22 protein-coding genes and 2 pseudogenes are annotated in these 19,089 nt (G+C 37.7%); 16 read left to right on the forward strand and 8 right to left on the reverse strand.

Annotated elements, in window-relative coordinates; genetic code table 11:
* The first annotated feature begins 37 nt into the window (after nt 1–37).
* The 8 genes and pseudogenes from MKP09_RS25820 to MKP09_RS09770 all read left to right on the forward strand — a co-directional run bounded on the left by MKP09_RS25820 (nt 38) and on the right by MKP09_RS09770 (nt 5,425).
* Entirely contained in the window at nt 38–841 is an 804-nt protein-coding gene (locus tag MKP09_RS25820; RefSeq protein WP_262915183.1) for a SulP family inorganic anion transporter, read from the forward strand.
* A complete protein-coding gene (locus MKP09_RS25825; RefSeq protein WP_262915184.1) occupies nt 790–1,695 on the forward strand; it encodes a SulP family inorganic anion transporter in 906 nt (301 codons plus the stop codon). Before MKP09_RS25820 ends, MKP09_RS25825 begins: the two co-directional genes overlap by 52 nt.
* Nucleotides 1,696–1,775: 80 nt before the next feature.
* Nucleotides 1,776–2,362: pseudogene (locus MKP09_RS25830) on the forward strand (carbonic anhydrase).
* A 72-nt stretch (nt 2,363–2,434) separates the two neighbouring features.
* A complete protein-coding gene (locus tag MKP09_RS25840) occupies nt 2,435–3,034 on the forward strand; it encodes a serine hydrolase domain-containing protein (RefSeq protein ID WP_262915187.1) in 600 nt (199 codons plus the stop codon).
* Nucleotides 3,035–3,054: 20 nt separating this feature from the next.
* Nucleotides 3,055–3,567 carry a serine hydrolase gene (locus MKP09_RS25845; protein ID WP_317235210.1) on the forward strand — a complete coding sequence of 171 codons (513 nt, stop codon included), beginning with the start codon at nt 3,055–3,057 and terminating at the stop codon, nt 3,565–3,567.
* A gap of 115 nt (nt 3,568–3,682) precedes the next feature.
* Nucleotides 3,683–4,479 (forward strand): annotated as a pseudogene (eno, locus tag MKP09_RS28015) (phosphopyruvate hydratase).
* Complete coding sequence (locus MKP09_RS28020) at nt 4,476–4,970, forward strand: phosphopyruvate hydratase family protein (protein ID WP_394801015.1); 495 nt, start codon at nt 4,476–4,478, stop codon at nt 4,968–4,970. Before eno ends, MKP09_RS28020 begins: the two are co-directional and overlap by 4 nt.
* Before the next feature lie 71 nt (nt 4,971–5,041).
* Entirely contained in the window at nt 5,042–5,425 is a 384-nt protein-coding gene (locus MKP09_RS09770; RefSeq protein WP_240827522.1) for an FtsB family cell division protein, read from the forward strand.
* A gap of 88 nt (nt 5,426–5,513) precedes the next feature.
* Here the strand turns inward: MKP09_RS09770 and panB are convergent, their stop codons facing one another.
* The 6 genes from panB to MKP09_RS09800 all read right to left on the reverse strand — a co-directional run bounded on the left by panB (nt 5,514) and on the right by MKP09_RS09800 (nt 9,461).
* Entirely contained in the window at nt 5,514–6,329 is an 816-nt protein-coding gene (panB, locus tag MKP09_RS09775; protein ID WP_240827523.1) for a 3-methyl-2-oxobutanoate hydroxymethyltransferase, read from the reverse strand.
* Nucleotides 6,330–6,487: 158 nt separating this feature from the next.
* Nucleotides 6,488–6,706, reverse strand: a complete 219-nt coding sequence (locus tag MKP09_RS09780; protein ID WP_240827524.1) for a hypothetical protein — start codon at nt 6,704–6,706, stop codon at nt 6,488–6,490.
* Nucleotides 6,682–6,834 carry a hypothetical protein gene (locus MKP09_RS09785; protein WP_240827525.1) on the reverse strand — a complete coding sequence of 51 codons (153 nt, stop codon included), beginning with the start codon at nt 6,832–6,834 and terminating at the stop codon, nt 6,682–6,684. The genes MKP09_RS09780 and MKP09_RS09785 overlap by 25 nt, the downstream gene beginning before the upstream one ends.
* Nucleotides 6,835–6,920: 86 nt before the next feature.
* On the reverse strand, nt 6,921–7,373 hold the full coding sequence (locus MKP09_RS09790; RefSeq protein WP_240827526.1) for a Ppx/GppA phosphatase family protein: 453 nt from the start codon (nt 7,371–7,373) through the stop codon (nt 6,921–6,923).
* Between the two features lie 32 nt (nt 7,374–7,405).
* A complete protein-coding gene (ppk1, locus tag MKP09_RS09795; protein WP_240827527.1) occupies nt 7,406–9,052 on the reverse strand; it encodes a polyphosphate kinase 1 in 1,647 nt (548 codons plus the stop codon).
* 106 nt (nt 9,053–9,158) lie between these two features.
* On the reverse strand, nt 9,159–9,461 hold the full coding sequence (locus tag MKP09_RS09800; protein ID WP_240827528.1) for a hypothetical protein: 303 nt from the start codon (nt 9,459–9,461) through the stop codon (nt 9,159–9,161).
* 282 nt (nt 9,462–9,743) lie between these two features.
* On the opposite strand from MKP09_RS09800, the gene pdhA reads away from it, so the two are divergent.
* From pdhA to MKP09_RS09835, 7 genes are all read left to right on the forward strand, one after another.
* On the forward strand, nt 9,744–10,739 hold the full coding sequence (gene pdhA / locus MKP09_RS09805) for a pyruvate dehydrogenase (acetyl-transferring) E1 component subunit alpha (protein WP_240827529.1): 996 nt from the start codon (nt 9,744–9,746) through the stop codon (nt 10,737–10,739).
* A gap of 26 nt (nt 10,740–10,765) precedes the next feature.
* On the forward strand, nt 10,766–11,464 hold the full coding sequence (locus MKP09_RS09810) for a tetratricopeptide repeat protein (RefSeq protein ID WP_240827530.1): 699 nt from the start codon (nt 10,766–10,768) through the stop codon (nt 11,462–11,464).
* A gap of 1 nt (nt 11,465) precedes the next feature.
* Complete coding sequence (gene ribH / locus MKP09_RS09815; RefSeq protein ID WP_240827531.1) at nt 11,466–11,942, forward strand: 6,7-dimethyl-8-ribityllumazine synthase; 477 nt, start codon at nt 11,466–11,468, stop codon at nt 11,940–11,942.
* Between the two features lie 71 nt (nt 11,943–12,013).
* Nucleotides 12,014–12,736, forward strand: coding sequence for a (Fe-S)-binding protein (locus MKP09_RS09820; protein WP_262915189.1), 723 nt, complete (start codon nt 12,014–12,016; stop codon nt 12,734–12,736).
* A 156-nt stretch (nt 12,737–12,892) separates the two neighbouring features.
* Nucleotides 12,893–13,882, forward strand: coding sequence for a metallophosphoesterase family protein (locus MKP09_RS09825; protein ID WP_240827533.1), 990 nt, complete (start codon nt 12,893–12,895; stop codon nt 13,880–13,882).
* 74 nt (nt 13,883–13,956) lie between these two features.
* Nucleotides 13,957–14,964: a glycoside hydrolase domain-containing protein gene (locus MKP09_RS09830; protein ID WP_240827534.1), complete on the forward strand. Its 1,008-nt coding sequence runs from the start codon at nt 13,957–13,959 to the stop codon at nt 14,962–14,964.
* Nucleotides 14,958–15,686 carry a DUF4091 domain-containing protein gene (locus MKP09_RS09835; RefSeq protein WP_240827535.1) on the forward strand — a complete coding sequence of 243 codons (729 nt, stop codon included), beginning with the start codon at nt 14,958–14,960 and terminating at the stop codon, nt 15,684–15,686. The genes MKP09_RS09830 and MKP09_RS09835 overlap by 7 nt, the downstream gene beginning before the upstream one ends.
* A 13-nt stretch (nt 15,687–15,699) precedes the next feature.
* Here the strand turns inward: MKP09_RS09835 and MKP09_RS09840 are convergent, their stop codons facing one another.
* Together MKP09_RS09840 and MKP09_RS09845 are read right to left on the reverse strand one after the other, a co-directional pair.
* Complete coding sequence (locus tag MKP09_RS09840) at nt 15,700–16,383, reverse strand: phosphonatase-like hydrolase (RefSeq protein ID WP_240827536.1); 684 nt, start codon at nt 16,381–16,383, stop codon at nt 15,700–15,702.
* Nucleotides 16,384–16,393: 10 nt separating this feature from the next.
* Nucleotides 16,394–17,695 carry a DUF5690 family protein gene (locus MKP09_RS09845; RefSeq protein ID WP_240827537.1) on the reverse strand — a complete coding sequence of 434 codons (1,302 nt, stop codon included), beginning with the start codon at nt 17,693–17,695 and terminating at the stop codon, nt 16,394–16,396.
* Nucleotides 17,696–18,045: 350 nt separating this feature from the next.
* On the opposite strand from MKP09_RS09845, the gene MKP09_RS09850 reads away from it, so the two are divergent.
* A complete protein-coding gene (locus MKP09_RS09850; protein WP_240827538.1) occupies nt 18,046–19,062 on the forward strand; it encodes a zinc-binding dehydrogenase in 1,017 nt (338 codons plus the stop codon).
* The last annotated feature ends 27 nt before the right edge of the window (nt 19,063–19,089 follow it).

Consider the following 19,089-nt stretch of genomic DNA (forward strand, 5'->3'; position numbering starts at 1 on the left):
TTTAGACGGGATAGGCTTATAATATTTAAAATTTTTTATGACAAATCAACCTAGATCAACAGGTTTTTTCAAGTCACTTAGTAGTGATTTCCCATCTTCAATTGTTGTCTTTCTCGTGGCGTTACCCTTATGTCTTGGTGTCGCTCTCGCCTCCAATGCTCCATTATTTAGCGGCATTATTGCCGGTGTGTCAGGTGGTGTGGTTGTAGGTTTATTAAGTCGTTCTCATTTAAGTGTCAGCGGCCCGGCTGCAGGCCTTACAGCAATTGTTGCATCAGCCATCACTTCGCTGGCTTCATTTGAAGCGTTTTTAGTAGTAGTTGTACTTGCCGGTGTTATGCAGCTGGTATTAGGTTTTTGCAAAGCTGGTATCATTGGAGATTATGTTCCAAATAGCGTAATTAAAGGGATGTTGGCCGCAATTGGGCTTATTCTTATTTTGAATCAGGTACCACATTTGCTTGGCGATGACTCCTCTTTTGTAATTGACGAGAATACACCAGTAGAAGGAAATATTTTTGTTAACTTCTTTAGGGCATTTGCAAATATCAATCTTTCGGGAGTTGTTATTGGCGGTATTTGTTTGGTATTTTATTTTTCATGGGAAGCCTGGGTTGCAAATAAGAAAGGATTTATAAAACTGGTTCCAGCACCGTTGTTAATTGTGTTTTTGGGTGTTGGCCTCAATTATCTGTTTAGAGTCACTCAAGGATTACCGGTATTGGAAGGCGGACATTTAGTGTCGATTCCAGTTGCTTCTTCCACAAGTGAGTTTTTATCTTTTTCACCATGCCAGACTGGAGCGTTATTGGAAATTCACAGATTTGGATACTGGCATTAACCGTGGCGCTTGTTGCAAGCCTCGAAAGTCTATTATGTATCGAAGCGGTTGATGACATAGATCCATATCAACGTGTAACGCCTACAAATAGAGAATTGAAGGCTCAGGGAATTGGAAATATTGTTTCTGGGTTAGTAGGCGGAATACCTGTAACTAGCGTAATTGTTCGTTCATCTGCCAACGTAAATGCAGGCGCTAAAACAAAGAAGTCGACCATTCTACACGGTTTATTTCTTTTGTTATTAGTGGCTTTTATTCCGGCAATCTTAAACCTGATACCTAAAGCAGCTTTAGCGGCCATATTAATTTTCACAGGATATAAACTGGCAAAACCTTCATTGTTTAAAGCATTTTACAAAAAAGGATGGGATGTGTTTTTGCCGTTCGTAATAACAATCGCTGCCATTCTTGCTACAGATCTATTGAAAGGTGTAATATTGGGAATCATCGTAGGATTGTTCTTCGCTTTCCGTTCTAACTTTAGAAAAGCTGTTTTTGTTGTAAATGATAATAAGCGGTATTTATTCCGTTTACGTAAAGATGTATCTTTTCTAAATAAGGCCATTATTAAACGGAAATTGGAAGAAGTGCCAGAAAATGCCCACGTGATCATTGATACAAAAAGGGCAGATTATATAGACCGAGATGTTGTAGAAACGATCGAAGATTTTACACTTCATGCTCCGCTGAAGAATATAAAAGTTGATCTTTATACAAGCGGTTTTGTTGATCATGGATTTTCATATAAAATTCTGGCGAATAATAATGAAGATGGTTCTCTTAAAAGAAACTATGAAGAAGTGATCGAATCTGTGATACAAGGCAATGGTAATGGAAAAAATAAAATTAATTAACCTAAAGATTAAATTTAAAAAGTAAACTGATGAAATCGTACAGTGAATTATTAGAATCGAATAAAGAGTGGGCTGCAGAAATGTTATCTACAGATCCTTCATTTTTTGATAACCTGGCAGAAACGCAAACTCCGGAGTTTTTGTGGATAGGTTGCAGTGACAGCCGTGTACCAGCAAATCAAATAACAGGCACCAATCCTGGTGAAATTTTTGTTCATCGTAACATAGCCAATTTGGTGGTTCATACAGATGTGAATATGTTAAGCGTGCTTGAATACGCCGTGATGCATTTAAAAGTGAAGCATGTTATCGTTTGCGGCCACTATGGTTGCGGCGGTGTGAAAGCAGCTATGGGCAATAATGATTTCAACCAGATCTTAAACATGTGGCTTCGCGTTATCAAAGATGTATATAAAGATAACAGGCAGAGCTTGATGCTATTGCTGATGAAAATGATAGAGCAGATAGACTGGTAGAATTGAATGTGAGAGAGCAGGCCGAAAAATTATGTAAAACATCTATTATCCAAAAAGCCTGGAAAAACCGACAGGGCCCGGAAATTCATGGATGGGTTTATGGTTTGAAAGATGGTAAGTTGAAAGAGGTGATCAATATAAAACCAGGTGAAACAGTGATTGATCCGGTATATGTTTATGATAATATTTAGTAGAGATTAATTCTAATCTTAAAGCATGGCTAACACAAGCCATGCTTTTTTATTGCTATTTTTAACAGAAAAATGAAACCCCTCTTAAAATGCTTTATTTCTATATTGCTTTGTGCTGTTTACATAGATTCTTCTGCACAGTCTTTGGATGCAAATTTAGATGCTGTGATGAGAAAATATAAAGCAGTTGGACTGGCAGCAGTGGTTGTTAAGAACAATGATATTGTTTATAATAAGTCTTTTGGATATAAAAATCTGGAATCAAAAACGCTTTTAACTGAAACAGATATATTTCGTATTGCTTCTATTTCAAAATCCTTTTCGGCTACTGCTATTATGCAATTGATAGCAAAAAAGAAAATATCGTTAGATGATGACGTGAGTAAGTTGATCGGCTTCACGGTACGTAATCCCCAATACCCGGAAATAGTTATCACCTGTAAAATGTTGCTGTCTCACCGATCCAGCCTTAATGATAGTAACGGTTATTTCACGCTTGATTCGATCAATCCTGCAAAAACTGCGAATGCTTCAAAATGTTATAACGATTATGCTCCGGGTACAAAATATCAATACTGCAATCTTAATTTCAATATAATTGGTACGATCATCGAACGTCTTTCCGGAGAACGGTTCGATCAATACATTAAAAAAATATTCTCGATCCTTTAGATCTCTATGGCGGATATTGTGTGGATAGTTTAGACAGCAAGCGCTTTACAACATTATATGAATACGATGCAGATAACGGACAATTTGTTGTCGCACCTGATGCATATGCACCAAGAAGAGAACAAATAAGTAATTATAAAATGGGGCATAGCACACCTATATTCTCTCCAACAGGAGGTATGAAAATTTCAGCAGTTGATCTGACTAAATATATGATGATGCACATGAATTATGGAAAGAGCAATAATGTGCGCATCATCGAAAGGAAATATTCAAAACTTATGCAAAAAGCTTTATCAAAAGGGGATGGGTATGGTTTGGCCTTGATGAATTATGATGATTTGATACCGGGTGTTCATTTAACCGGACATACAGGATCTGCCTATGGATTGTATAGTGCTATGTTTTTTGATCCGAAGAAGAAATATGGATTTGTTGTTATAACAAACGGTTGTGTTTACAGCGAAACCGGCGGAGTTGTTGACATTTTAAAGGAAAGTATCAATATATTAAACAAGAATTTGATAAAATAACTTATCCGTTATCCACACTTGTGATTTAATTTTTCCATCATTTGTGTACCAGATACGCTAAGTATTAATTAAATTGCGGCTCAAATTGAAAAATTACATCTTAAACAGATAATTCATGAGTTACATTTCAGAAGTTTTTGCCAGACAAATTTTAGATAGCCGTGGTAATCCAACCGTGGAAGTGGATGTTCATACTGCCGATGGCGGATTTGGCCGCGCAGCGGTACCAAGTGGCGCCAGCACCGGTATTCACGAAGCAGTGGAACTACGCGATGGCGATAAAAAGAAGTATCTTGGTAAAGGAACTTTAAAAGCGGTTAAAAACGTTAATACTGTTATTGCTCCTGCATTACTGGGTTACGATGTTGCCGATCAAACTGGTATCGATCAGTTGATGATTCAATTAGACGGTACACCAAATAAAGCTAAACTTGGCGCCAACGCATTATTGGCTGTAAGTATGGCTGCTGCAAAAGCTGCTGCAGAAGAAGCTGGCTTGCCTTTATATCGTTACATTGGCGGAACCAATGCTAAAACATTGCCTATCCCCATGATGAACATTTTGAATGGTGGTGCACATGCCGATAATAAAATCGATTTTCAGGAGTTTATGGTAATGCCCATTGGCGCTTCTTCTTTTAGCGAAGGTTTGCGTTGGGGTGTTGAAATTTTCCACGCCTTAAAATCAGTATTAAAGAAAAAGGATATAGCACAAACGTGGGTGACGAAGGTGGATTTGCTCCAAATATTCAAAGCAATGAAGAAGCTATTGAAACAGTATTGGATGCAATTGGTGCTGCAGGTTACAAAGCAGGATCTCAAATTGTAATTGCTATGGATGCCGCCAACAGTGAATTGTGGGATGCAAAAAGAAAAAATATGTTTTCCATAAAAGCTCTGGTAAAACAATGAGCAGCGAAGAACTGGTTAAATACTGGGAAAGCTGGGTGAAAAAATACCCGATTGCCAGCATTGAAGATGGTATGGCTGAAGACGATTGGAAAGGATGGAAATTGCTTACAGAAACAATCGGTAGCAAATGCCAGTTAGTAGGTGATGATCTGTTTGTAACAAACGTAGAGCGTTTACAACAAGGTATTGATACCAATACCGCAAACGGCCTTTTAGTAAAAGTAAACCAGATCGGAACTATTACAGAAACCATCAACGCAGTTACACTGGCTCAGCATAACGGTTACAACACCATCATGAGCCATAGAAGTGGTGAAACAGAAGATACAACAATTGCCGATCTTGCCGTGGCATTGAATTGTGGACAAATTAAAACAGGTTCTGCAAGCCGCACAGACAGGATTGCGAAATACAATCAATTGATCAGAATAGAAGAATTGTTAGGCGAAAGCGCTATTTATCCAAAAGGAAAGATTAAATTTGGTAAATAAGAAATAGCAAGTAGGAAGTGGCTAGTAGCTAGTAGGTCATTCCCACTTGCTACTCGCTTTAAAAATAAACAATGGAAGAATTTGTAGACTTTGTTGCCGAAAAAGAGCCAGTCATTCAGGACGCGCCTCCAAAAAAGAGGAAAGCTTTGAGCAGGTTGTCTCGTTTTCTTACCAATAAATATTTCATTGCTTCTATTGGGTTTTTAGGAGTTATGACGTTTTTAGATAAGAACGATTTGATAACAACGATGGAAAGGAGAGAGGAGTTAAATAATCTCAATCAAAGTAAAGAACATTATCTTGAAGAACTCTCTGAATTAAGAAAAGTTAAAGCCGATTTAGAAACGGATCCGGTTATCATAGAAAAACTGGCGCGTGAAAAGTATCTGATGAAGCGCGAGAACGAGGACATCTTTGTTACTGAAGACAAATCTCAATCGATCACGGCGAAATAAGCAACCGCCGAAAAAATAAAACGAAAAAGTTGGGTCATGCCCAACTTTTTTGTTTGAATTATTCTACAAATTCATTTTAAAATCAAATCTAATATTGCTCTTTATCATTAGGAAAGTCTGAAGACTTTACATCAGTTATGTAGCTTTTCACCGCATCCGTAGCCTGTTCAAAAACATTCAGGTACTGTCTTAAAAATTTAGGTTTAAATTCTGTATTGATGCCAAGCATGTCGTGCATCACCAGCACCTGTCCGTCACAATATTTTCCAGCACCAATACCAATAACAGGAATGAGCAAGCTTTCAGTAACCTCCTTTGCAAGTTCTGCTGGTATTTTTTCAAGGACCGTGGCAAAGCAGCCAGCATCCTGCAAAAGTTTCGCGTCAGTTTTCAGTTTTTCAGCTTCGGCTTCTTCTTTCGCGCGTACCGCATAAGTTCCAAATTTATAAATAGACTGTGGCGTTAAGCCTAAATGCCCCATTACAGGAATACCTGCTGATACTATTTTTCTGATTGAATCAATAGCTTCTTCACCGCCTTCGAGCTTAATGGCGTGAGCGCCTGTTTCTTTCATAATCCTTATGGCAGAAGCTAAAGCTATTTCTGAATTGGATTGATAAGTACCAAAGGGAAGATCTACAACTACAAGGCATCGTTGAACGCCTCTTATAACAGATGAAGCATGATAGATCATCTGATCCAATGTAATGGGTAAGGTTGTTTCGTGACCAGCCATTACATTAGATGCTGAGTCGCCAACAAGAATGGCATCTATACCAGCTGCATCTATAATTTTAGCAAAGGAATAATCGTAAGCAGTAAGCATGGAAATTTTTTCGCCTGCCTGCTTCATCATCATCAATGTGTTTGTGGTAACACGCTTTACTTCTTTATTTATTGACACGTTTTTGAGAATTATAAGTTTAAACAATTGCCATTGCAGCGGTGAAATTAAACTAATAAAGTTAAATACGCCACGAATGCACGAATGGAGTGAATGCAGTACGTTAATTGATCTGAACTATTGAAAAGAATAGTGTGATTCTTGAATTTGTGTCATTTTTATAGCGTACTAATAACCTCATCATACAAGGCGTGTATTAATCCATCAGCCAGGCCGATTTTAGGAATTAAGATTTCTTCGGCGCCAGCCCATTTTAAAACATTCATATAGATGAGCAAAGCCGGGACGATCACGTCTGCACGGTCTTCGCGCATTTTATATACACTCATACGTTCCTGCAAACTAAGACTGCTTAATTCTTTATAAAAATCTCGCAAAAGTGCGAGCGGTAAAGGCTTGCCTTCTTTCTTTTTGATAAAGAGAAAACTTTATTGATATTACCACCACTACCAATGGTCATCACATTTTTAGCACCTTTGACCTGTGTTCGTATTACCTCTTTCATTTCTTCCCATAAATTATCTTTTACCTGCTGCTTTAAAAGTCGAATAGTGCCGATATTAAAAGACTGCTTAAATACAACTTCACCATTTAGAAAAAAGTTATTTCGGTGCTACCACCGCCAACATCTATATATAGGTACAAAATTTCTTTTTCAAGTCCTTCGGCAATATGAGTTTCATATATAAGCGCCGCTTCTACATCACCAGAAATAATTTCAATATCAATTCCTGTTTCTTTCTTAACCTTCTTTAATATTTCTGTTGAATTTTTTGCATCGCGCATGGCAGATGTAGCGCAGGCTTTAAGATGTTTTATTTCGTAAGCATTAAGCAAATGTTTATATGCTTTCATCGTTTCAATCAAGCGGCCAGCTCTAACTGAAGAGATTTCGCCGGTTTCAAAAACGTCGAAGCCCAATCGTAACGGTACCCGAATGAGATTTGATTTGATAAATTCGGGTTGTTTTTTCTTATCGAGAGAAACATCTGTTATTAATAATCTTGCTGCGTTACTTCCTATATCTATTGCTGCCAGTTTCATCCGTATATTTTTTGTTTGCAGCTTCGCTGCGATTAATAGCTTTTGTTAACAAGATAGTTATAGCTTTCCTCTTGCGATCGAATCACCTCATTATCCTTCTTCTTCACATACTCATTGTTGAGTTCATTATTTAAAATCCTGGCCTTCGTATTGTCTTTTAATTGAATATTCAAAATATCTATCAGCTCTTGTTTAAGCTGCGGACTTTTTATAGGACAAGTTGCTTCTACCCGATGTTCTATATTCCTGATCATCCAATCGGCGGAAGATATATAAACTTTATGATTTCCGCGATTATGAAAAACCCATACACGGGCGTGTTCCAGATATTCATCTATAATGCTGATCGCTTTGATGGGGTGTTTAAATTTTTTACTTTCGGACTGCATGCAAAAAATACCTCTTACTATCAGCTTGATTGTAACGCCCGCCTTAGCCGCCTCTGTAAGCTTTTCGATAAGTTTTGCATCTGCCATCGAATTCATTTTGAGAATGATTTCGGCAGTATGCCCTTTACGTGCTGCAGTAATTTCATAATCGATAAGCTTGTTCAATTCAGTTCTTATAAAAGTTGGGCTTGGAATAAGTGTTCTGCATTTTTCAAGAAAATGTAATCCTGTATCAGGCTTTTGTAAAAAATTGAATATTCGATTCACATCTGCCATGATAAACCTATTGGATGTAAGCAAACAGTGATCACCATAGAGTTTAGCCGTCTTTTCATTTACATTTCCCGTGCTTACAAAACCATAATGAATGATTTTGTTTTTTATCCGCTTCTTAATGACACAGATCTTAGCATGTACTTTCATGTCCTGAATTCCTGTTAATACTTTTGCGCCAATATCAGTAAGTACTTGCTGCCAGTTAAGATTGGCTTCTTCATCAAACCGTGCCTTAAGCTCCATCATAACAGTTACATCTTTACCATTTCGTACTGCGTTAACAAGGGCATTAATGATCTTGGATTGTGATGCAACGCGATAGCAGGCAATTTTTATGGATACTACATCCGGATCAAAAGCGGCTTCGCGGATCATATCAATAACAGGAGTAAAACTATGATACGGAAAATTCAGTAACACGTCTCTTTTCAGTAATACATCACCTACGCGTTCGTCTAATAAAAGGGGATGGGTAAAGGGCTGTTTTCGCTTGGCTCTGTTGCTAAAAACCTGCGATGGAAATTCCATAAAGTGCCTGAAATTATGTATGCTTCCTCCTGGCATTATATTATCTGTCTTTGATAATCCTAAGCGTGTTAGCAAATATTCAAGAAAGCCGGGATCAATATTTTCATCATAAGCCAATCTAATGGGCTTTCCCTTTTTACGGTTTTTCAATCCCTTTTCCAGCTTTTGTATAATCGTTGTTGTATCAGAGTTATCGATGTCTAACTCAGCATCCCTGGTGAACTTGAAAATATGAGCCTGAAACTCGTCATAACCCATAAAATTAAAAATGTCAGGCAGATTGAATTTGATTGCATCTTCCAATAGCATGATGTCATGCGTATCTTCTTTAGATGGAAGAACAATAAAACGACTGCCTACTGCTGTAACAGGCACTTCAATGATCGCATATTTACGGTCTGCACGGTTGGTAGATTTGGACATGACAACTCCTAGAAAGATAGACTTATCTCGAAGGTTGGGAAATTTTTTGATGTTTTCAACCATTAGTGGTACTATGTTAGCGCTTACCTCGTTGTCGAAAAAATCAAGGATATATTTTTTTGCTCTGCATTGAGCTGCTTATCGTTCTTTAAAAAAATGTTCTTTTTATTCAGTTCCGCCAATACTTCTGTCCATACGTTTTCAAACGCAATCTGCTGTTCGAATTCAATCTTTGAACCTCATCTAAAATCTTCTGCGGATTCTTTTCAGAATGCATCTTCATTTTCGTTTCTATCTGTAGCATTCTTTTTAAGGATGCTACCCGTACGCGAAAAAACTCATCCCTGTTATTTGAAAAAATACCAAGAAATTTTACACGCTCCCTTAAAGGCACTGTGTGATCTGAAGCTTCCTGTAAAACCCGTTCGTTGAACGACAACCAGCTTATGTCTCTTGGGATAAGTTTCAACATGATGATTTAGAATTTCAATATAAAAAAATATCCGATAAATATAGGTGGCACGAATCATACTCACTAAAATCCAATCTTAAGTATTTATTATATTTTATCGGATATAATGCCTGCTTTTCCAATAGAATGGAATTTGCTGCGTCAGTTTTTGTCTGTAAAACAAAGAGAACTCTTGGTATGGTTAAGAGGAAGGCTTAAGTTAATGCATTGAATTCTAAATCATAAATCCTACATTGCTTTGAACGCTTTTTCCCTTACTTTTGCTACTCAAAAATTTAGCAGGTGGCAACAAAATTTTCTAAAGAAACATATTTATACTGGTATGAATTAATGCAATTGATTCGCCAGTTCGAGTTGACAGCGGAAGAGAAGTATAAAATGGAGGGTAAAATACGCGGATTCTTTCATGCGTATGTTGGACAAGAGGCAATTGCTGCAGGTTGTATGACTGCTACAAGGCCAGAAGATATGTTCATCACCGCCTACCGAGATCATGGGCTTGGTATTGCAAAAGGGATATCGGTAGATAGCTGTATGGCTGAGCTTTATGGTAAAGCCACCGGTTGCGCAAAAGGAAAAGGCGGCAGCATGCACTTTTTTGGTAAAAAGGAAAACTTTTATGGTGGTCATGGTATAGTTGGGGCACAGATAGGCACAGGCACCGGTTTGGCTTTTGCTGAAAGCTATAAAGAAACCGACAATGTTGTTCTTTGTTTTTTCGGAGACGGCGCTGCAAGGCAAGGTATTTTGCATGAAAGCTTTAACCTGGCTATGCTTTGGAAGTTACCGGTAATTTATATTTGCGAAAATAACAATTACGCAATGGGTACTTCAGTAGCACGCACGTCTAACGTAACTGATATTTACAAATTAGGCGCAGGTTTCGATATGCCTTCTTTTGTAGTAGATGGTATGAATCCGGAAACGGTTCACGATGCTATTGCCGAAGCGGTAAAACGAGCTCGCGAAAAAGGCGGCCCTACCTTACTTGAAATTAAAACTTATCGTTATAAAGGTCACTCTATCAGTGATCCACAAAAATATAGAACAAAGGATGAAGTAGATGAGTATAAATCAAAAGACCCTCTTTCTATTTTGAAAAAGAACATCTTGGATAACAAATATGCTACAGAAGAAGCCTTGAGTGAAATTGATTCCCGTTGTGAAGAAGTGGTTGCTAACTCTGTAAAATTTGCAGAAGAAAGTCCATTTCCGAACGATGATGAGGTATTAAAGGATGTGTATATGGATCAGAATTATCCTTTCATTGTTGATTAATATTTAAATTTTCGATTTAAAATAAAATGGCAGACAATATCAACCAACAAGTTGCAGGTGAACAACTTGAATCAAACGACGCTGTAGAGAAAGCAAAACAGGTGTGGAACAAAAACGGTAAAAATATCGTTTTATTCATAGGTATTTTAGTAATCGCTGTAGGTGGATTTTTCGCTTATCAGCATTTTATAAAAGGCCCTAAGAAAATTGAAGCATTGGATAAAAGCTTCAAAGCCGAAGAATATTATCGGATGGATTCTATTAACCTCGCATTAAATGGCGATGGCGTAAATCCGGGTTTCATTAAAATTGCAAATACATACAGCGGCACTCCTACAGGAAACCTGGCTAATTATTATGCAGGCATTTGCTATATTAAACTGAATCAAAATGATAAAGCTGTTGAATATCTTAAAGAGTTCAGCACAGATTCTAAACAGGTTCAGCAACGTGCTTACCTTTTATTGGGAGATGCTTATGGCGACCTGGGCAAAGGTTCAGAGGCGTTAGATTATTATAAAAAAGCTGCTCATCATTTCGAAACGGATCAGCAAGCCAGCTCGGAAGCTTTATTCAGAGGTGCTTTTTTAGCCCAGCATGTATTGAACAATAAAGATGAAGCTATTGATCTTTATAAAGAATTAAAAACAAAATATCCCCGTACGCAACAAGGATTTGAAGCTGATAAATACCTGGCGCAACTGGGAGTATATAATGTAAATTAAAATGGCATCAACTGGTAACAGTAATTTATTAAATACCGATACAGGCATCTTTAAGCAGGATGCCTTTATTGTTCTGGTAAAAACAGAATGGAACGCAAATGTGGTAGACGAACTTGAAAACGGATGTTTGCGCGTTTTAGAACAGCATAACGCGCGAGTAGAAACATTGGTGGTTCCGGGCTGTGTTGAAATACCCTTTGCTATAAACCGCCACTGGAGCCGTTCAAAGCAGCAGTTCGATGAACCTCATGCATACATTGCATTGGGAACTGTGATCAAAGGTGACACACCGCATTTTGATTATGTTTGCAAAATGGTAGCAGACGGTATTCTTCAACTTAACCTATCGCTGCCTGTGCCAACTATCTTTGGCGTACTTACTGTAAATACAGAAGAACAAGCCCTGGAAAGGATTGGCGGCAAGCATGGCCATAAAGGCGAAGAAGCAGCAATTACGGCATTAAAAATGCTGGAGTAATTTTTACAGTCGATAGTCCATGGTCGATGGCCCATTGACTATTCACCATTCACTATTCATCATTCACTCCAATGCACAACGTCCACATTTTTATCCCTTGTTTTGTAGATCAGTTATATCCTGAAACGGGTTTTAGTATGGTTAAGGTTCTGGAAAAATTTGGATGTACTGTACAGTACAATCAAAACCAAACATGCTGTGGTCAACCGGCTTTCAATGCGGGTTTTTGGGACGAGTCTAAAACTATTTGCAGCAAATTTATTAACGATTTTAAATCAGCAGAATATATTGTAGCTCCCAGTGCCAGTTGTGTAGGTTTTGTACGTAATTATTATCAGAAACTTTTCGATAATTCGTCCTTGCACAATGAAGTAAAAGCGATGGCCGACAAAACCTTTGAGTTTTCGGAATTTTTAATTAAGGTGCTTAATGTAAAAGACTGTGGCGCGCAATTGAATGGTGTGGCAACTTACCATGATAGCTGTGCGGCATTGCGTGAATGTAAAATAAAGCAAGGCCCTCGGGAGCTGCTGGAAAATGTAAAAGGACTTCATATAACAGAAATGAACGATGTAGAAACCTGTTGTGGTTTTGGTGGTACTTTTGCTGTAAAGTTCCCCGGTATTTCAATTGGGATGGGCGAACAAAAAGTGGAGAACGCTATTGATACAGATGCCGATTATCTTATTAGTACTGACTTATCCTGCCTGATGCATTTACAAGGTTACATTAATGGAAAAGGATACAAAATAAAACCCATGCACTTAGCTGATGTGCTTGCTAGTGGTTGGTAATTGTTCCTTCGGATATCGGTCATTTATTAAGGTTTCATATTTCTTTGCTTGCTATTCTTTAGTTTTTCTTTGCTTTGAAAACTATATTTTTTGTCCTCTAAAATTGTGTATTGTTAGCGTAATATTCCCTCAACTATCCATTTAATAAAGTAAATTATGCCACAAACCGTTTCGCGCCGCAGTTTTCTTACTGCGATGATGTCTACAGGAATTGCATTACAAATACCAGGTGAAACATTGGGTATGTTTTCCGGCAAAACATCAAAAACTAAAATTGGAATTATAACCGATTTGCATCAGGACATTATGCATGACGGACAGGAAAGATTAGAGGCTTTTTTAACTCATATGAAAAAAGTAAACCCTGACGCCCTTTTGCAAATGGGAGACTTTGCCTATCCTGGTGATAAGAATAAAACGGTGATAGACCTCTTCAATAATGCACATTCCTCGCGTATGCATGTGATCGGCAATCATGATACAGACGCTGGCTATACTAAACAACAATGTCTGGATTATTGGGGAATGCCAGCAAGGTATTATGCAAAGAATATAAATGGCATTTGCTTTATAATCCTGGATGGTAATGATAAAGGCTCTCCTAATCATAAAGGTGGTTATGCCTCATATATTAATAAGGAGCAAGCCGATTGGTTGCAACAACAATTGATTCGGGCTACTGATCCTGTAATGATTATATCGCATCAACCATTAGCTGGAGGAGAAGCGGTGGATAATGCTGTGGAGCTACAAAAAATATTATCTACACATGCAAACAAAATATTGCTTGCTATCAACGGTCACACACATATTGATAGCCATGTTGTGATAGATAAAGTGAATTATGTTCATATAAATTCAGCTTCTTATTTTTGGATGGGTGATAAATTTAAACATAAAAGCTATTCAGAAGAAGTGCACAAAGAACATCCGTGGATTGAATATACTTGTCCATACATTGATGCTTTATTTACTACTTTAACAATTGATCCTTTGTCCGGGATTATAAAAATAGAAGGCCGTAAGTCAACATGGAAGGGTCGTTCACCAAAAGAACTGTACTATTTTCATGAAAAGACATGGGCTTCGGAAAAAGAAGTTGTTCCTTCCATTAGCAATCGGAATATAAAACGTAAAAATTCATAAAATCTGGTGTAAGGAAATATTCAGTTTCATTAAGCCGGTATTTTCTGATTATACGAAATAGTAAAAATTTAAGAATGAAATTGTATATCGCATTATTTGGTTTATTATCTGCGTTGCATTTAAAAGCACAGGATCTTAGCCTGGCGCTGCAAAAAGCTCCAAAGTTTTCAACGGCGCAGGTACAAGAAAAATGGGAGCGACAACCAGAAGCGGTAGCTGTTGGTTTTATAAGCAGCGATGAAAGTGTTGCAAAAGATGTACCGCCTGCAATAGCCTTATCATCCACATATAATCTTACAGCCTGGCGTGGTGAAAAAGTACATGCGCAAATATTGATCTCTTCAAAGAAATCACTTAATGATGTTAGTGTTACTGCTGGCGACTTAAAAGGTAAAGATGCCTCTATTGAAAAAAATCATATAAGTACAGGGTTTGTGCAGTATGTAATGGCAGACGAATTTGCGGGAGGTTGTGGTCACAGGAAGTCTGTGAATTTTGATTCCTCCTTGCGGGCAGATATAATTGATACTGAAATACAATCTGCCGAAGTTACAGCGAATAGCGTGCAACCTGTTTGGGTAAGTATTGCTGTGCCCTCTGAAACACGTGCTGGTATGTATTCAGGAGTAATTACGGTGAATGCTTCTAAAAATTATCAGCTTAAAATAAACGTAAAAGTAATCGACAGGATATTGCCTGCTCCATCTGAATGGAAATATGACCTGGATCTTTGGCAGCATCCTGCGGCTGTTGCGCGCATTCATAAAGTAAAGTTGTGGAGCGATGAGCATTTCTCATTGATGAAAAAATATTATACAATGCTTGCGGAAGCTGGTCAGAAAAACATTACAGCAAGTATTGTTAATGAGCCTTGGGGGCATCAAACTTACGATGATTATCCCAGCCTTATTAAATGGATCAAAAAAGCTAACGGCAGCTGGGAATATGATTATTCGCTTTTTGATAAATACGTTGAATTTGTTATGAGTTGCGGCATTAAAGGGCGTATCAGTTGTTATAGCATGGTTCCCTGGAAAATAGCTTTTTCATATTATGACGAAGGCTTAAAAAAGAAATGGTAAGTACCGATGCCATTGGTAGTGACGGTTATAATGATTTTTGGAGAACGATGTTGGTTGATTTTACCAAACATCTCAAAGAAAAGAAATGGTTTGAAAAAACCTATATAGCCATGGATGAAAGGCCAATGGCGGCCATGCAGTCCGTTATCCGGTTATTAAAATCAGTTGATAAAGATTGGAAGATTGCTTTAGCAGGGGAATACCATCAGGAAATAGAAAAGGATATTAATAATTATTGCATAGCATCAAAATGGAAGTTCCCGGATGATGTTTTAGCAAGTAGAAAGCAACAAGGTAAAGTGAGTACCTGGTACACCTGCTGCGTGGAAAAATATCCTAATGCCTTCACTTTTTCGCCACCTGCGGAGATGGTTTGGATGGGGTGGTACACAGCCGCAACTGGTATGGAAGGTTATCTGCGTTGGGCGTATAACAGCTGGCCGTCAAGTCCGCTTAACGACAGCCGTTTTACAGCATGGCCATCTGGAGATACATACCTGGTTTACCCCGGACCGCTGACAAGCATAAGGTTTGAAAAAATAATTGAAGGCATACAGGATTATGAAAAAATCAACATACTGAGAAAAGAGTACAGCGATAAAGGTGACACAAAGAAGATGCAGCAACTGGAAGAAGCTTTGAAGCAATTTCAAATACCAGCCTTATCAAAAACTTCAGCAAAAGATATGCTGGGGAAAACCAGGCATTTGCTGAATCTTTAGATTCAACAAATGTTTATTTCCAAAGTATGTGCTGAAGGTCAGTAAGGTTGTCTAAAATATAATCAGGTTGAGCTGTTTGCAACTGCTGTTTGTTTTGAGCCCCGCTTAACACACCAACCGTGATGCCACAACCTGCATTTTTTCCTTCTAATATATCTATTTCTGAGTCTCCTGCTTTCAGCACTTCAGATGAATCTGTAATGTTAAATTGCGTCATTGCCTTAAATATCATGTCAGGGTGGGGACGTCCTTTTTCAACATCATCGGCTGTAATCAATGCATCGAATTGTACACCTTCCTGCCAGTTCAGTTTTTGTACAAGCTTTGTAGCTGTTTTTCTGTCGTAACCTGTGTTGAGAACAACAATAATACCTTTGCTTTTTAGTGTTTCAAAAAATGTTTCCAATCCATCAAACGTTTTTATTTCACTCTCGTCATAAGCTTTTTCCAAAGCAGACTTAAATGCACCAAAAGCTTTGTCTGCAATTTTAGACACTTCAGTAGCATCAGTACTTTCTGTTAAGACATCTGTTATCGCCTTATGTTTTTCTTTACCCGCGCCATGTTGCAATACTTCGTCAAGGCTCACTGAAAATCCTTCATTATTGATAACCTTTTGTACAGTTTTATAAACAATATTGTCTTCGTCAACTGTAGTTCCTGCCATATCAAAAACTACCATTTTTATATTTTTCATAATTATCATTTTAAGTTGAATAAATATTTGAAGTTATTATCTGTTGCTTCTTTTTAACTAATCGCTTTCTAAAATACCATATTGTAAATGCTGCTAATAATAAAACAAGTATGGCTGACTGAATATTTAATGAGATAAGAAACTGCGCCCAACTTTGTTTAAAGCCAATAATTTCTTTAAGAAACAAGACTGCAACACTTCCCAGATAACCAAGTGCGTCAGCGATGTAAAAAAGAAATCCAACATTTCCTTTAAAGCTAAGCAACGCAACCAGCCTTTCAAAAATGAGGCAATGGAAAAGTATGTAGGGCAGGTAAATACCAATGCCTGAAATTACCACCCATGTTATGGGGGAAAGTATATTGTTTTTAAACAGTATTGTGGATGCTAAAACAATAATGCCTCCAACTCCAGTAAGAAACATCGCTGTGCTAAATGCCTTTGCATTATTACGTATTAATATACCAGCTGCAGCAATCAATAATACAACTACAGCTACTGGTATTTCTGTTAATGTGACTATTTGAGGCGCGCCGGAAAAGCCTTGTTCTGCCCAGAACTCCACAATAAAATTGTCCCTGAAGTCTCTTACGATCGTGAGCAGAATGTAGATAGCTACCAACCCGAAATATCCCATACCATTTTCACGAATGAATTTTTTCCGGTCGGCTGCAAACATTGGCACGCGTTGCGTTCGCTCCATCATATCACTTTCGGTAGGAGCCTGCGCGTATTTTAAAACTAATACCGATGCTATAAAAACAGGAAAGAATAACAAACCTGTTACGAAAGGCATATTATATTCACTTATATGAAAATCGTTCATTAATATCAACCCGGTTGTTTTTACCAATCCTGTTGAGAAAATAAATGTGGCGCTAAGAGCGGCTGCGAGCAATTCTGTATTTTTTCTACCTTCTATATAAGAAAAGACAATTCCAAACACCATTCCTAAAGGCAAGCCGTTTAAGAACATAGCCAGCACTTTGAATTTGGGAGGTACGATAGCAAACAAACCCAGCATTGCGAGTCCAAAAGTGATAAAAAGTATCAGCAGTTGAACACGTTTTTCCTTCTTCATTTCTGAAATGACCTTTATTCCAATAAACTTTGAAATCAAATAACCAAGAACCTGGCTTATGATCAGTATTGTTTTGGTATTTAGGTTTTTTCCTAAATCAAGATCTGTATATTGACCTGCTAAAAATGATTTTCTTACTGCGTACATTCCCGTATAACAAAGAAATACTGCAACGAGTATTGGTAAAGTTGATTTTTTACTATTTGTAAAAATAGTTCGTTTTAGGGACATACGTATTTTTTTGATTACGAGCAAAGCTAAATCGCATTACGCAGAGGAATATTAAGCCATTATGAAGGTTTTATTAATTTAATGTAAAGCGAATGTTGTCAGGAAAATAGGTAATATCTTTACATAAGGTACTGATAATTAGTAAATATTTGATTTTCTTTTAATTGTTGAAAATCAGGACGTTTGGATTTTATTTAAAAAGTATTTGAAGTTTTAAAAATGAAAATCAGCATTTAAATAGTTTTTGTTTGATAACTTTAAATTTTACAAATAGTAAATATGAGTGATGAATTTTCTCAGGCAACAGCTATGATATTTAATGGTGCAGGACAACCTTTCACCCCAAAAAAGTGTTGTTAACCGAACCTTCGAACGGAGAACTATTAATAAAAATAAAATATACGAGTATTTGTACGAGCGATCTTCATACACATTCTGGCCGACGAATGTCTCCCACACCGTGCGTTTTGGGCCATGAAATTATTGGAGAAATTATTAAAATGGGTAGGGATGTAGGTGCTGACCACAATGGAAATATTTTAACCGAAGGCGATGTGATAACCTGGTGTGTGTATGCTTATGACCACAGTAGCGAAATGGCCTTGAAGGGAATACCTCAAAAATCTGTTGGTCTTTATAAATACGGGCATCACACATTTACACCAAATGATGGTCTTAATGGTGGATTGGCAACGCATTGCATGTTAAAGAAAGGAACTGCTGTGTTCAAATTTTCAAACGAGATTAATGCAAAAACAGCGGCACCTATAAATTGTACTCATGCGACGATTGCTGGCGCGCTGAGGCTTGCTGGCGATATAGCACAGAAAAATATATTGATTGCTGGTGCAGGTATGCTTGGCCTTTCTGCATGCGCTATGGCAAACGATGTCGGTGCAGAAAATGTCTATGCAATTGATGTAAATAAAGACCGCCTAGCTTATTCGAAAAAATTCGGAGCTACTAAAACCTTCGAAGGAGACTTAAGCGTTGAGGAAATCAATGCTGAACTTTCGATACATGAAAAAATAGATATTGTATTAGATACGACAGGCATTCCCGCAGTTATGGAAAAGGGCTTGAAACTACTCAACATAGGAGGAACGGCTATTTGGGTTGGCGCTGTATTTAATCAGCCAGATACGCAAATAAATGCGGAAATGATTGTGCGAAACCTGTTAACTATAAAGGGACTTCACAACTATACTCCTGCAGATCTCGCTTCGGCTATACGTTTTATAGAAGCAAATCATAAAAAATATCCCTTTGAAGAACTTGTGGGTGCTGAGTTTCCACTTGAGGAATTAGAGCAAGCCTTTGAGACAGCTGCCAATGGTAAATATTATAGAGTCGGAATCAGGCAATAGCCAGTTCGTTTTATTAGAAACTGTTCT

Source organism: Paraniabella ginsengisoli (assembly GCF_022513635.1).
GTDB classification, from domain to species: Bacteria; Bacteroidota; Bacteroidia; order Chitinophagales; family Chitinophagaceae; genus Niabella; species Niabella ginsengisoli.

Coding starts and splice junctions, on each gene's coding strand:
- MKP09_RS25820 (WP_262915183.1), top strand. CDS start 38: ATGACAAATCAACCTAGATCAACAGGTTTTTTCAAGTCACTTAGTAGT.
- MKP09_RS25825 (WP_262915184.1), top strand. CDS start 790: ATGCCAGACTGGAGCGTTATTGGAAATTCACAGATTTGGATACTGGCA.
- MKP09_RS25840 (WP_262915187.1), top strand. CDS start 2,435: ATGAAACCCCTCTTAAAATGCTTTATTTCTATATTGCTTTGTGCTGTT.
- MKP09_RS28020 (WP_394801015.1), top strand. CDS start 4,476: ATGAGCAGCGAAGAACTGGTTAAATACTGGGAAAGCTGGGTGAAAAAA.
- MKP09_RS09770 (WP_240827522.1), top strand. CDS start 5,042: ATGGAAGAATTTGTAGACTTTGTTGCCGAAAAAGAGCCAGTCATTCAG.
- MKP09_RS09785 (WP_240827525.1), bottom strand. CDS start 6,834: ATGAAAGAGGTAATACGAACACAGGTCAAAGGTGCTAAAAATGTGATG.
- MKP09_RS09790 (WP_240827526.1), bottom strand. CDS start 7,373: ATGAAACTGGCAGCAATAGATATAGGAAGTAACGCAGCAAGATTATTA.
- ppk1 (WP_240827527.1), bottom strand. CDS start 9,052: ATGGTTGAAAACATCAAAAAATTTCCCAACCTTCGAGATAAGTCTATC.
- MKP09_RS09800 (WP_240827528.1), bottom strand. CDS start 9,461: ATGTTGAAACTTATCCCAAGAGACATAAGCTGGTTGTCGTTCAACGAA.
- MKP09_RS09810 (WP_240827530.1), top strand. CDS start 10,766: ATGGCAGACAATATCAACCAACAAGTTGCAGGTGAACAACTTGAATCA.
- ribH (WP_240827531.1), top strand. CDS start 11,466: ATGGCATCAACTGGTAACAGTAATTTATTAAATACCGATACAGGCATC.
- MKP09_RS09820 (WP_262915189.1), top strand. CDS start 12,014: ATGCACAACGTCCACATTTTTATCCCTTGTTTTGTAGATCAGTTATAT.
- MKP09_RS09825 (WP_240827533.1), top strand. CDS start 12,893: ATGCCACAAACCGTTTCGCGCCGCAGTTTTCTTACTGCGATGATGTCT.
- MKP09_RS09830 (WP_240827534.1), top strand. CDS start 13,957: ATGAAATTGTATATCGCATTATTTGGTTTATTATCTGCGTTGCATTTA.
- MKP09_RS09835 (WP_240827535.1), top strand. CDS start 14,958: ATGGTAAGTACCGATGCCATTGGTAGTGACGGTTATAATGATTTTTGG.
- MKP09_RS09840 (WP_240827536.1), bottom strand. CDS start 16,383: ATGAAAAATATAAAAATGGTAGTTTTTGATATGGCAGGAACTACAGTT.
- MKP09_RS09845 (WP_240827537.1), bottom strand. CDS start 17,695: ATGTCCCTAAAACGAACTATTTTTACAAATAGTAAAAAATCAACTTTA.